Here is a 12,252-nt window from a genome sequence, read left to right as displayed (position 1 = left end):
CCCTAGGAGCTGACGTGAAGGACGCCTTCGGCCTCCCCCAGTCCCTGCTCGTCCTCGGCGGCACGTCCGGGATCGCGCTGGCCACCGCGCGCCGGCTGATCGCCCGACGCACCCGCACGGTGTGGCTGGCGGGCCGCCCCTCCCCCGCCCTGGAACAGGCCGCCGAGAGCCTGCGCGGGCTCGGCGCGGACGTCCGTACCGTCGCCTTCGACGCCCTCGACCCCGAGTCCCACGAGACGGTCCTCGGCAAGGTCTTCGCCGAGGGCGACATCGACCTGGTGCTGCTCGCCTTCGGCGTCTTCGGCGACCAGGCCCACGACGAACGCGACCCGGTACGCGCCGTACGCGTCGCGCAGACCAACTACACCGGAGCCGTCTCCGCCGGCCTGGTCGGCGCCCGCGCCCTGCAGACCCAGGGCCACGGCTCCCTGGTGGTCCTCTCCTCCGTCGCCGGTGAACGGGCCCGCCGCGCCGACTTCATCTACGGCTCCAGCAAGGCCGGCCTCGACACCTTCGCGCAGGGCCTCGGCGACGCCCTGCACGGCACCGGCGTGCACGTCATGGTCGTACGCCCCGGATCCGTCCGCACGGGCACGACGGCCGGCCGGCGGCAGACCCCGCTCGCCACCACCCCGGAGGCGGTCGCCACGGCGATCGAACTCGGCCTGCGCCGCCGCTCGGAGACGGTGTGGGTACCCGGGACGCTCCGCCTGGTGATGTCGGCACTGCGGCACGCACCGCGGTCGGTGTTCCGCGGCCTGCCGATCTGACGGGTACGGGCTTACCGGCTGGCGATCGTCCCGCGCTCGACGTCGGCGTGGCCGGCCTGCGGTGGCACCACGGATCCCCCGAACGTGTACTCCCGCAGCTTGCGCCACACCCCGTCGGCGCCCTGCTCGTACAGCGCGAACCCGGTGCACGGCCACTCGGCGTCGAAGCCCGCCAGCTCCTCGAAGGCGCGGTCCATCGCCGCGTCGTCGATGCCGTGCGCGACGGTGACGTGCGGGTGGTACGGGAACTGCAGCTCGCGCGCCACCGGCCCGGAGGCGTCGCGCACCCGCTGCTGCAGCCAGGCGCAGTCCTCGGCACCCTGGACGACCCGGACGTAGACCACCGGGGACAGGGGCCGGAAGGTACCGGTGCCGGACAGCCGCATCGGGAACGGCCGGCCGGCGGCGGCGACCGCGGTGAGGTGCGCGTCGACGGCCGGCAGATCGGCCTCGTCGACCTCGGTCGGCGGGAGCAGCGTGACGTGTGTGGGGATGCCGTGAGCCGCGGCGTCGCCGAAGCCCGCGCGCCGCTCCTGGAGCAGGCTGCCGTGAGGCTCCGGGACCGCGATCGACACGCCGATCGTTACGGTCCCCACGTCGTCTCCTGTCGTCGCGTCTGTTGTGTTCTCAGTCGTCCGGCTATCGACTGTACGGCCACGGCTGTCCTGTGGGCAGGCGCAGCGGAAGTGATGTGCAGCGCTCTGCCCGTGGACATGTGTGCGGTCGTACGCCTCAGTGCTTCGCGGGCAGGAAGCCCACCCGCTCGTACGCCTGCGCCAGCGTCTCCGCGGCGACCGCACGGGCCTTCTCCGCGCCCTTGGCCAGGATCGAGTCGAGGGTCTCGGCGTCGTCCAGGTACTGCTGGGTGCGCTCGCGGAACGGCGTCACGAACTCGACCATGACCTCGGCGAGGTCGGTCTTGAGCGCGCCGTAGCCCTTGCCCTCGTACTTCGCCTCCAGGTCGGCGATGCCCTCCCCGGTGAGCGTCGAGTAGATCGTGAGCAGGTTGCTCACGCCCGGCTTGTTCTCGGCGTCGAAGCGGATCACGGTGTCCGTGTCCGTGACCGCGCTCTTGACCTTCTTCGCCGTCGTCCTCGGCTCGTCGAGGAGGTTGATGAGGCCCTTCGGCGTGGACGCCGACTTGCTCATCTTGATCGACGGGTCCTGCAGGTCGTAGATCTTCGCCGTCTCCTTGAGGATGTACGGCTTCGGGACCGTGAAGGTCTGGCCGAACCGGCCGTTGAACCGCTCGGCGAGGTCGCGGGTGAGCTCGATGTGCTGGCGCTGGTCCTCGCCGACCGGCACCTCGTTGGCCTGGTACAGCAGGATGTCGGCGACCTGCAGGATCGGGTAGGTGAACAGGCCGACGGAGGCCCGGTCGGCGCCCTGCTTGGCGGACTTGTCCTTGAACTGGGTCATGCGGGAGGCCTCGCCGAAGCCGGTGAGGCAGTTCATGACCCAGGCGAGCTGGGCGTGCTCCGGGACATGGCTCTGCACGAAGAGGGTGCAGCGGTCCGGGTCGAGACCCGCGGCCAGCAGCTGGGCGGCGGCGAGCCGGGTGTTGGCCCGCAGCTCCGCCGGGTCCTGCGGGATCGTGATCGCGTGCAGGTCGACGACCATGTAGAACGCGTCGTGGGACTCCTGCAGCGCCACCCACTGGCGGACGGCGCCGAGGTAGTTGCCGAGATGGAACGAGCCTGCGGTGGGCTGGATTCCGGAGAGCACGCGGGGTCGGTCAGAAGCCATGTCCACCATTCTCTCAGGTGTTGCGGGGCGCTCCGGAACTGGTCGGGAACAGGTGGGAACCGAATCGGACCGCGCGGTGTAACAAGGGTGTGAGGACGCGGGAGGGGGGCCGCATCGTCGATGAGGCCGCGGTGATCGCTCGCGTGCGCTCCGGCGACCCGGAGGCGTACGCGGAGCTGGTGCGTGCCCATACGGGCATCGCGCTCAGGGCGGCCGCCGCGCTCGGCGCGGGGGCGGACGCGGAGGACGTGGTGCAGCAGGCCTTCGTCAAGGCGTACTGCTCGCTGGGCCGGTTCCGGGACGGCGCGGCGTTCAGGCCGTGGCTGCTGGCGATCGTGGCCAACGAGACGAGGAACACGGTGCGTACGGCGGCCCGGCAGCGGACGCTCGCCGGCCGGGAGGCGGCCTTCGCCGGGGCGGAGCCGCTGATACCCGAATCGGCAGACCCCGCGGTCGCGACGCTCGAGACCGAGCGGCGCACGGCCCTGCTGTCCGCGCTGGAGCAGCTGGGCGAGGAGCATCGCCTGGTCGTCACCTACCGCTATCTCCTGGAGATGGATGAGTCCGAGACCGCCCAGGCCCTCGGCTGGCCGCGTGGCACGGTCAAGTCCCGGCTGAACCGTGCCCTGCGCAAGCTGGGCCGGCTGCTGCCGGACTTCCGGCCCCGGGAAGAAGGTGGGGAGCATGGGTGAGCCGGGTTCCCGGGACGAGCGGTACGAGGGTGAGGGCGGCCGCGACAGTGCGGGCTCCGGTGGCCGGCGGCCGCGGGGTCGTGACGACCATCGGGGCGACGGCCGGGGCCTGCGGGGCGCAAGCAGCGGGCGCGGCGGCCGGAGCGCCGGTGCCCGGCTGCCGGAGGAGCTGCGGGCGCTCGGCCGGTCGCTGGACGCCTCGGCGGGCGGCGGGGACGAGCTGGGCGCGGAGACGATGGCCGAGCGTGTGCTGGGGCGGATACTGGCCGAGCGGGTGCCGGTGCCGGTGCCGGAGCCGCCGGGCGTGGTCGAGCGGCTGCGCGCCGTCCGGCGCTGGACCCGGTTGCGCCGGCGGTCGCTGACGGCGGGCCTGTGCGGCCTGCTGGCGGTGCTCGTGCTCACGCCTCCGGTGCGGGCGGCGGTCTCCGACTGGTTCGGCTTCGGCGGGGTCGAGGTGCGCTACGACCCCTCGGCGGCGCCCTCGCCCGGCGCGCGGGTGCCGGACTGCGGGCGTTCGCTGTCGCTCGGGGACGCCGCGCACCGGGCCGGGTTCGCGCCGCTGATGCCGGCTGCGCTGGGGGTGCCGGACGCGGTGACGGTGTCCGGGGAGCGGCGGGAGCGGTCCGTGGTCGGGCTGTGCTGGCGCGAGCGGGGCCGCACGGTCCGGCTGGACGAGTTCCGCGCGGCGCTGGACCCGGTGTTCATGAAGACGGTGCGCGAGCAGCCGCAGTGGGTCCCGCTGAGCGGGGAGCCGTCGGCCGACGGGGCGACGGAGTACGCGCTGTGGTTCCCCCGGCCGCACCGGCTGGGCGTGCGGCTGGTGGACGCCGACGGGCACCGGTTCACGCGAGAGCAGCGGACGGCGGGGCCGACGCTGCTGTGGATGCGCTGGACCGGCACGGTGCAGGTGACGCTGCGCCTGGAGGGCGTGGCGTCGCAGGCGGAGGCGGTACGGATCGCACGATCCCTGGGCGGGGCGACCTCAGGGGCGGATTCGGGGGCGGGTGAGGGTTCGGCGGGGTCGAGAAGTTCCTCGGAATAGTGCGCGCGGGGTGGGAACCCCGGCGGCCCGGGCGGTGTACCAGAAGTGACACGCGGCTCGCGGACGGGCCGCACGGGTTCGGTGATCCGGGGGTGGCACATGGTGAGGTCGGTGAGGGGCAAGGGCGGTGAACTGGGCGTCTGTGCGGGATTGTTGGCGGCCCTCTTCGCGCTTGTGCTGTGGGGCGCGCCAGCCGCGACGGCGGGCGGCCCGACGAGCGTGCTGGTGGCCTCGCCGGAGAGCGGGCAGGCACGTGCGCTGTATTTCTCCGACAAGGACTACGACCGGCTGCGGGGGCTGCTCGGCCCGGAAAACACGGGCTCGCGGAGCACTCCGCCGGAGGCGGACCTGGCCGACGCCCGGCAGATCAACGTCACGTGGCTGGTGCACGACATATCGCCGTGGCGGGTGGACCGGGTCTTCACGGCGGACTCGCGGCCGCGGGACGTCTGGATCCACACGGCCACCCAGGTGCCGGCTTCCTTGAACGGCTACTGGCACCGCGCCGAGCATCCCGGTGAACTGCGCTCGCTGCTCGGGAGGTTGGGGGTGATGGGCCGTGTTCCCTCGTCCGGCACCGGCTATACGGGCATCTTCCCGGCGCCCTGGCAGTCGGGCACACCGAGCGCGGCCGCTGAGGCACCGGCCGCCGGCCGGGCCCGGGCCGACGGTTCCGGGGCAGAGGACTCGGGCGTGGGCACTGGCTGGTGGTGGGCGGTGCCGGGCGCGGCGGTCGGGGCGGTGCTGACGCTCGCCCTTGGGCCGGGCGGTGTGCTCATACGCCGCGCGGCGGCCCGGCGCAGTGCCGGGCCGCCGCGGGAGGAGCCTCGTCAGGAGCTGACCGATCTGTGAGCGGCCGGTGAGCCCCGGGACGCGTCAGCCGAGGTCGATCTCCGGGTAGAGCGGGAAGCCGGCCACGAGGTCGGTCGCCCGGCGGGAGATCTCGTCCGCGATCTTGGGGTCGAGGACGTGCTGGGCCTTGGAGGGGAGCCCCTTGCTGGTGGTGCCCGGTTCGGTGGTGGTGAGGACGCGGTCGATGAGGCCGGCGACCTCGTCCATCTCGGCGGTGCCGAGGCCACGCGTGGTCAGGGCGGGGGTGCCGATGCGGATGCCGGAGGTGTACCAGGCTCCGTTGGGGTCGGCGGGGATGGCGTTGCGGTTGGTGACGATGCCGGAGTCCAGCAGGGCGGCCTCGGCCTGGCGGCCGGTGAGACCGTAGGAGGTGGCGACATCGATCAGGTTGAGGTGGTTGTCCGTGCCGCCGGTGACCAGGGTGGCGCCCCGGCGCATCAGGCCCTCGGCGAGGGCGCGGGAGTTGTCGACGATGCGCTGGGCGTAGTCCTGGAAGGCGGGCTGCCGGGCCTCGGCGAGGGCGACGGCCTTGGCGGCCATGACGTGCGGGAGCGGGCCACCGAGGACCATCGGGCAGCCGCGGTCGACCTGGTCCTTGAGGGAGTCGTCGCACAGGACCATGCCGCCGCGCGGGCCCCGCAGCGACTTGTGGGTGGTGGTGGTGACGATCTGGGCGTGCGGGACCGGGTCGAAGTCGCCGGTGAGGACCTTGCCGGCGACGAGACCCGCGAAGTGGGCCATGTCGACCATCAGGGTCGCCCCGACCTCGTCGGCGATCTCGCGCATGATCCGGAAGTTCACGAGACGGGGGTAGGCCGAGTAGCCGGCGACGATGATCAGCGGCTTGAACTCGCGGGCCTGGGCGCGCAGGGCCTCGTAGTCGATGAGGCCGGTGGCCGGGTCGGTGCCGTAGGAACGCTGGTCGAACATCTTGCCGGAGATGTTCGGGCGGAAGCCGTGGGTGAGGTGACCGCCGGCGTCCAGGGACATGCCGAGCATGCGCTGGTTGCCGAAGGCCTGGCGCAGTTCGGCCCAGTCGGAGTCGGTCAGGTCGTTGACCTGGCGGACGCCGGTCTTCTCCAGGAAGGGGGCCTCGACACGGTCGGCGAGGACGGCCCAGAAGGCGACGAGGTTGGCGTCGATGCCGGAGTGCGGCTGGACGTAGGCGTGGCGGGCGCCGAAGAGTTCGCGGGCGTGTTCGGCGGCCAGGGACTCCACGGTGTCGACGTTGCGACAGCCGGCGTAGAAGCGGCGGCCGACGGTGCCCTCGGCGTACTTGTCGCTGAACCAGTTGCCCATCGCCAGGAGGGTGGCAGGAGAGGCGTAGTTCTCGGAGGCGATCAGCTTGAGCATCGCCCGCTGGTCGGTGACCTCCTGGCCGATGGCGTCGGCGACGCGCGGCTCGACGGCGCGGACGACGTCGAGGGCGGCACGGAAGGCGGTGGACTCGGTGGAGAGGGGCTGCTGCTCTGGCATGGGGACCTCCGGACGGTGTACGGGCAGCGTTCACGTTCGGCCCAGGCGCACGGCACTGTTTTCCCGCTCGGGCCGCTCCCCGATGGTCCGTCCCATCCCAGCGCGCCAGTCACGGCCCGCTCGTCAGCCTACCGGGCGCGCCGGTCGGGGCAGGTCCCGCGTCCACCATGCGAGCGAGCGTAAGAACGAGGTGACCGTCGCTTCCGGGAGGGGCCGTGACCACTGCTGAAGACCTGATCGCCGCCGCCGACGCGCACTGTGCGCCCACCTACGATCCGCTGCCGGTCGTGGTGGCCACGGCCGAGGGGGCCTGGCTGACGGATGTGGGGGGGCGCCGGTATCTGGATCTGCTGGCCGGGTATTCGGCGCTGAACTTCGGGCACGGCAACCGGCGGCTGGTCGAGGCGGCGAAGGCGCAGCTGGAGCGGGTGACGCTGACGTCCCGGGCCGTCCATCACGACCGGTTCGCGGCGTTCTGCACCGAGCTTGCGGAGCTGTGCGGGATGGAGATGGTGCTGCCGGTGAACACCGGCGTGGAGGCGGTGGAGAGCGCGGTGAAGACGGCGCGGAAGTGGGGGTACCGGGTGAAGGGGGTGCCCGCGGAGAAGGCGAGGATCGTGGTAGCGGGCGGGAACTTCCACGGGCGGACGACGACCGTGATCAGCTTCTCGACCGACCCGGAGGCGCGGGCGGACTTCGGGCCGTACACGCCGGGTTTCCAGATCGTGCCGTACGGGGACCTGGAGGCGATGCGGTCGGCGCTCACGGAGAACACCGTGGCGGTGCTGCTGGAGCCGATCCAGGGCGAGTCCGGGGTGATCGTGCCGCCGGCGGGCTATCTGGCGGGGGTGCGGGAGCTGACCCGCGAGCGGAACGTGCTGTTCGTCGCCGACGAGATCCAGTCGGGTCTCGGCCGGACGGGGCGGACCTTCGCCTGCGAGCACGAGGGGGTGGTGCCGGACATGTATGTGCTGGGCAAGGCGCTGGGCGGTGGGATCGTGCCGGTGTCGGCGGTGGTGTCGAGCGCACAGGTCCTCGGGGTGTTCCGGCCGGGTGAGCACGGGTCGACGTTCGGCGGGAACCCGCTGGCCTGTGCGGTGGCGCTGGAGGTGATCGCGATGCTGCGCACGGGCGAGTACCAGGCGCAGGCGGCCGAGCTGGGCGAACGGATGCACCGGGAGCTGGGAACGCTGCTCGCCACGGGTGCGGTGACGGCCGTGCGGGGGCGGGGACTGTGGGCGGGGGTGGACGTTCATCCCTCGCACGGCACCGGGCGGCAGGTGGCGCAGCGGCTGATGGACCGGGGTGTCCTGGTGAAGGAGACCCACGGCTCCACGATCCGCATCGCGCCGCCGCTGGTGATCAGGGAGGAGGACCTCGACCGGGGGCTCGCCCAGCTCTCGGCCGCGCTGGGCGGTTAGAGGATGACGTGCGGCAGGAAACGGGCGTACTCGTCGGTGATCAGGCCCGAGGACTCGCGGATGCCGAGGCCGGCGGACTCGTCGCGGACGACCCAGGCGCCGAGGACGACGTGATTGCCGTCGAAGGCGGGCAGCGGGGCGAGCTGCTGGTAGCAGCAGGGTTCGTCGCGGATCACCGCGGGTTCGCCGGGTGGGTGGACGGTGACGCCCTCGCCCTCGCGGCCGAGCAGGGGCTTGGCAACATAGCCGGGTGACTGTGCCAGCTCGCGGGGGCCGTCGAGGTGGGCGGGAAGGAGGTTGGGGTGGCCGGGGTACAGCTCCCAGAGGATCGCCAGCAGGGCCTTGTTGCTGAGCAGCATCTTCCAGGCGGGTTCGATCCACAGGGTGCTGCCGGTGCCGCCGCCGTTGTCGAGGGTGTCCAGGACGTGCCCGCCGAAGGCGTCGGTGGTGAGCCACTCCCAGGGATAGAGCTTGAAGAGGGCGCGGATGAAGCGGAGCTGGTTGTCGACGAAGCGGCCGGAGAGGGTGTCCCAGCCGATCTCCTCCATGGAGAGCCAGTCGGTGTCGAGGCCGGCCTGTTCGGCGGTCTCCTTCAGGTAGGCGACCGTCATCAGGTCCTCGCCGAGTTCGTCGGCCGAGGAGTGCGCGAAGTGCAGCGGGCTGCCGGGAGGCAGCAGGGCGGACTGCGCGCGCCAGGCGTCGACCAGGCGTTCGTGGAGAGAGTTCCACTGGTCGGCGCCGGGGAAGCGGTCCTCCATCCAGAACCACTGGGGCGAGGCGGCCTCGACCAGCGAGGTCGGGGTGTCGGCGTTGTACTCCAGCAGCTTGGCCGGGCCGGTGCCGTCGTAGCGGAGGTCGAAGCGGCCGTAGAGGGAGGGGAGTTCGGCGCGCCGGTGCCAGGCCTCGGTGACCGCGGCGGCCAGGCGCGGGTCGGTGATGCCGAGGTCGGCGAGGCGGTCCTGCGTCACGATGTGCTCGGCGGCCGCGAGGCACATGCGGTGCAGTTCCTCGACGGTCTCCTCCAGCGCCTCGACCTCCTCGAGGGTGAAGACGTAGTAGGCGCTCTCGTCCCAGTAGGGGCGCAGGGAGCCGTCGGGGTGACGGGTGAGCGGGTAGATGAGCCCCTGTTCCTCGACGGTCTGCTGCCAGCCGGGGCGGGGGGTGATCGTTCGGCGTTCCATGCGTCGGTGTCCGGTCAGCCGCCGGAGCCGCCCTTGCCGCCGCCGAAGCCGCCGCGGTGGACTCCGTCGTCGCCGTGGCTGCCGCCGGAGGAACCGCCGGAGCCCTTGCCGGGCTTGGTGAAGGAGCCGCCGCTCGCCCAGGAGCCCTTCTTCTTGCCGCCGTAGTACCAGGCGCCGTGCGAGGAGGTCTTGGTGGACTTGCAGTTCTTGTCGGAGACGACCTTGTAGCCCTTGCCGTAGGTGTAGCTGTCGCGGTCCACGCAGCGCTTGTCCGGGTCGGACGAGCATGCGGTCAGGGCGGCGGCCAGCAGGCCCATGCCGCCGAGGACGACCGTGCCGGAGCGGAGCCGCTTGCGGGCCTGTGGCTGTGCGGTGGTCATGTCTTCGTGTCTCCCCCGGGTATGGCGATTCTGGTCGTTGCCGGGTCAGCCTAGAGATCGGTGAGAACGGCCGTACAGGGGGCCCTTGGCTTTCCCGCTCCCCTAGAGTCACTTTGTGTTGTTCGGAATGGTGTGCGCCCTCGGCGCGGCGGTCTGCTTCGGCACCGCGACGGTGTTGCAGGCGGTGGCCGCGCGGGCGGCGGGCGCGGAGGGGGGCGGGGGCGGCGGGGACGCGGCGCTGTTGCTGCGGGCGCTGCGGCAGTGGCGGTACCTCGCCGGGCTGGCGTTGGACGGGCTGGGGTTCCTGCTGCAGATCGCGGCGCTGCGCTCGGTGCCGATCTATGCGGTGGGCGCGGCGCTGGCGGCGAGCCTCGCGGTGACGGCCGTGGGGTCGGCGCGGCTGCTGCGGGTACGGCTGAGCGGGCTGGAGTGGGCCGCGGTGGCGGTGGTGTGCGCGGGTCTGGCGATGCTCGGGCTGGCCTCGGGCAGCGAGGGGGACCGTAGCGGACCGGACTGGCTGAGGTACGTGATGGTGGCGGTGGCGGTGGGTGTGCTGCTGCTCGGCGCGGTCGGCGGGCGCCTGTCCGGGCGCACCCGCGCCTTGCTCCTCGGTCTCGGCGCCGGGCTCGGGTTCGGGGTGGTGGAGGTGGCGGTACGGCTCATCGACTCGCTGCGGCCGGCCGGCCTGCTGGCCAACCCGGCGACGTACGCGCTGCTGCTCGGCGGCGGTGCCGCGTTCCTGCTGCTCACCTCGGCCCTGCAGCGCGGTTCCGTGACGACGGCGACGGCCGGGATGGTCATCGGCGAGACGATCGGTCCGGCGGCGGTCGGCGTGGTGTGGCTCGGCGACCGCACGAGGGAGGGCCTGGCCTGGCCGGCAGTGCTGGGCTTCGTGGTGGCGGTGGCCGGGGCGCTGCTGCTGGCGAGATTCGGGGAGGCACCGGCGGTGCCCGAGGCGGAAGCGAGCCCACTGACGGCGACGCGGGCCCCCTGATCACACGGCTCGCTCGACAACACACGACGGCCCCACGCACGGGCGCTCACCGACTCACTGCAACCCGTGACCGCCGGCTCCCCATCACACCGCCCACTCAAGAACCGCCGCAACGGCGGCCCACCAGGGCCCCATTGACCACGGGCCCCCATCACACCGCCCGCTCAAGAACCGCCGCAACGGCGGCCCACCACGACGACGCGGACCGGCGGTCGCCCACTCGTCGTCGGTGGCCGTCGGGGCCTCTACGGCAGTACCCGGCACAGTGCCTCCAGCGTCCCCGCCCACGCGCTGTCCGGTGGGGTCCCGTATCCCACGACCAACGCGTCCAGCCGCTCCGTGTCGGCCTGCGGGTGCCGGTGGTAGGACAGGCCGTGCAGCGCCAGTCCCTGCCAGACGGCGGCCTGGACCACCGACTGTTCCGTGCCCGGCGGCAAGCGCAGCACCGCGTGCAGCCCGGCCGCGATCCCCGTCACCCGCACCTCGGGCGCGTGATCGGCCACGGCCGTGGCGAGGGCGTCGCGGCGGCGCCGGTAGCGCAGCCGGGCCGAGCGGACGTGCCGGTCGTACGCGCCGGAGGTGAGGAACTCGGCGAGGGTGAGCTGTTCCATCACGCCCACCGTGTCGGTGGCCCCCTTCGCCGAGGCGGCCTCCTCCGCCAGGGACGGCGGCAGCACCATCCAGCCCAGCCGCAGTCCGGGCGCCAGGGACTTGCTGGCGGTGCCGAGGTAGACGACGTGATCGGGGTCGAGGCCCTGGAGGGCGCCGACGGGCTGGCGGTCGTAGCGGAACTCGCCGTCGTAGTCGTCCTCCAGGACCAGGCCGCCGGTGCGCCGCGCCCAGTCGACGACGGCGGCCCGCCGGTCCGGGTGCAGGGGCACGCCCATGGGGAACTGGTGGGCGGGGGTCAGCAGGACCGCACCCGCGTCGCCCGGGTCCCTGGTGTCCGTGCCGAGTTCGTCGTACGGCAGCGCGGGTGTCGTGAAGCCGGCGTCCCGCAGCAGCTGCCAGTAGACGTCGAGGCCGTACGACTCGACCGCCACCGTCCGTACGCCGCGTGCCCGCAGCACCCCGCCGAGGATGCCCAGGGCGTGCGAGAAGCCCGCGGTGATCAGCACGGTCTCCGGGGTGGCGCGGACACCCCGGGCGCGGGCGAGGTAGGCGGCGAGGGCGGTGCGCAGTTCGGCGGAGCCGCGCGGGTCGCCGTAGCCGAGGGCGTGGAAGGGCGCGGTGGTCAGGGCGCGGCGGGCGGCCTTGAGCCACTCGGTGCGCGGGAACGCGGCGAGGTCGGGGAAGCCGGGGACGAGGCTGTAGGCCGGGCGGCCTGCTTCCCGGCGGCGGGGGGCCGCCGGGACTGGGCCGGACGGCGAGGACGCGGTCCTCCCCCGCTGCCCGGAAGGCGTGGAGGATACCCCCGTCGCCACCCGGGTGCCCGAGCCCTGCCGGGCGGTGAGCCAGCCCTCGGCGACCAGGTCGGCGTAGGCCTCGGCGACGGTGTTGCGGGCGATGCCGAGGTCGGTGGCGAGGGAGCGGGAGGAGGGCAGCCGGGTGCCCGGGGCCAGGCGCCCGGTGCGGACGGCGTCCCGCAGGGCGTCGGTCAGCCCCCGGCGCAGGCCGCCCGAGCCGGTCGGTTCGAGGTGCAGGTCAACGCCCAGAGTGGCCCAGGATCTCGCCATGTAAATGGACCATACTCCTGGG

General features: G+C 73.0%; 12 protein-coding genes and 1 riboswitch. Of the genes, 6 read left to right on the top strand and 6 right to left on the bottom strand.

Annotated features, from left to right (window positions below):
- Positions 1-14: 14 nt before the first annotated feature.
- The gene (locus ACGFRF_RS13525) at positions 15-770 is read left to right on the top strand and encodes a decaprenylphospho-beta-D-erythro-pentofuranosid-2-ulose 2-reductase (RefSeq protein ID WP_393739288.1); all 756 of its coding nucleotides are present in this window, start codon (positions 15-17) and stop codon (positions 768-770) included.
- 11 nt (positions 771-781) lie between these two features.
- On the opposite strand, the gene ACGFRF_RS13520 is transcribed toward ACGFRF_RS13525, so the two are convergent.
- Both ACGFRF_RS13520 and trpS read right to left on the bottom strand, forming a co-directional pair.
- Entirely contained in the window at positions 782-1,366 is a 585-nt protein-coding gene (locus tag ACGFRF_RS13520) for a 2'-5' RNA ligase family protein (protein ID WP_393739286.1), read from the bottom strand.
- 136 nt (positions 1,367-1,502) lie between these two features.
- Positions 1,503-2,516 carry a tryptophan--tRNA ligase gene (gene trpS / locus ACGFRF_RS13515; protein WP_393739284.1) on the bottom strand — a complete coding sequence of 338 codons (1,014 nt, stop codon included), beginning with the start codon at positions 2,514-2,516 and terminating at the stop codon, positions 1,503-1,505.
- A 131-nt stretch (positions 2,517-2,647) separates the two neighbouring features.
- Between trpS and ACGFRF_RS13510 the strand changes: the two genes are divergently transcribed.
- The 3 genes from ACGFRF_RS13510 to ACGFRF_RS13500 all read left to right on the top strand — a co-directional run bounded on the left by ACGFRF_RS13510 (position 2,648) and on the right by ACGFRF_RS13500 (position 5,102).
- Positions 2,648-3,208: an RNA polymerase sigma factor gene (locus ACGFRF_RS13510; protein WP_393739282.1), complete on the top strand. Its 561-nt coding sequence runs from the start codon at positions 2,648-2,650 to the stop codon at positions 3,206-3,208.
- On the top strand, positions 3,201-4,250 hold the full coding sequence (locus ACGFRF_RS13505) for a hypothetical protein (protein ID WP_393739280.1): 1,050 nt from the start codon (positions 3,201-3,203) through the stop codon (positions 4,248-4,250). Before ACGFRF_RS13510 ends, ACGFRF_RS13505 begins: the two co-directional genes overlap by 8 nt.
- 111 nt (positions 4,251-4,361) lie before the next feature.
- Positions 4,362-5,102, top strand: coding sequence for a hypothetical protein (locus ACGFRF_RS13500; RefSeq protein ID WP_393739278.1), 741 nt, complete (start codon positions 4,362-4,364; stop codon positions 5,100-5,102).
- A gap of 24 nt (positions 5,103-5,126) precedes the next feature.
- Here the strand turns inward: ACGFRF_RS13500 and ACGFRF_RS13495 are convergent, their stop codons facing one another.
- Positions 5,127-6,578 (bottom strand): glycine hydroxymethyltransferase, encoded by a 1,452-nt coding sequence (locus ACGFRF_RS13495; RefSeq protein ID WP_393739276.1) that lies wholly within the window; start codon positions 6,576-6,578, stop codon positions 5,127-5,129.
- A 32-nt stretch (positions 6,579-6,610) separates the two neighbouring features.
- Positions 6,611-6,701, bottom strand: a riboswitch (ZMP/ZTP riboswitch).
- Between the two features lie 92 nt (positions 6,702-6,793).
- On the opposite strand from ACGFRF_RS13495, the gene rocD reads away from it, so the two are divergent.
- The gene (gene rocD, locus ACGFRF_RS13490; RefSeq protein ID WP_393739274.1) at positions 6,794-7,999 is read left to right on the top strand and encodes an ornithine--oxo-acid transaminase; all 1,206 of its coding nucleotides are present in this window, start codon (positions 6,794-6,796) and stop codon (positions 7,997-7,999) included.
- On the opposite strand, the gene ACGFRF_RS13485 is transcribed toward rocD, so the two are convergent.
- On the bottom strand, positions 7,996-9,180 hold the full coding sequence (locus ACGFRF_RS13485) for a glutathionylspermidine synthase family protein (protein ID WP_393739272.1): 1,185 nt from the start codon (positions 9,178-9,180) through the stop codon (positions 7,996-7,998). The two genes, rocD and ACGFRF_RS13485, sit on opposite strands and share 4 nt — an antisense overlap.
- Positions 9,181-9,194: 14 nt before the next feature.
- Complete coding sequence (locus ACGFRF_RS13480) at positions 9,195-9,560, bottom strand: hypothetical protein (RefSeq protein WP_393739270.1); 366 nt, start codon at positions 9,558-9,560, stop codon at positions 9,195-9,197.
- 127 nt (positions 9,561-9,687) lie between these two features.
- Between ACGFRF_RS13480 and ACGFRF_RS13475 the strand changes: the two genes are divergently transcribed.
- Positions 9,688-10,554: a hypothetical protein gene (locus ACGFRF_RS13475; RefSeq protein ID WP_393739379.1), complete on the top strand. Its 867-nt coding sequence runs from the start codon at positions 9,688-9,690 to the stop codon at positions 10,552-10,554.
- 245 nt (positions 10,555-10,799) lie between these two features.
- On the opposite strand, the gene ACGFRF_RS13470 is transcribed toward ACGFRF_RS13475, so the two are convergent.
- The gene (locus ACGFRF_RS13470) at positions 10,800-12,230 is read right to left on the bottom strand and encodes a PLP-dependent aminotransferase family protein (protein WP_393739268.1); all 1,431 of its coding nucleotides are present in this window, start codon (positions 12,228-12,230) and stop codon (positions 10,800-10,802) included.
- Between the last annotated feature and the right edge of the window lie 22 nt (positions 12,231-12,252).

This window comes from Streptomyces sp. NPDC048521 (genome assembly GCF_043199855.1).
GTDB lineage: Bacteria > Actinomycetota > Actinomycetes > Streptomycetales > Streptomycetaceae > Streptomyces.
The sequence above is the reverse complement of the archived record's forward strand: the minus strand, read 5'-3'. Positions and strand labels throughout refer to the sequence as shown.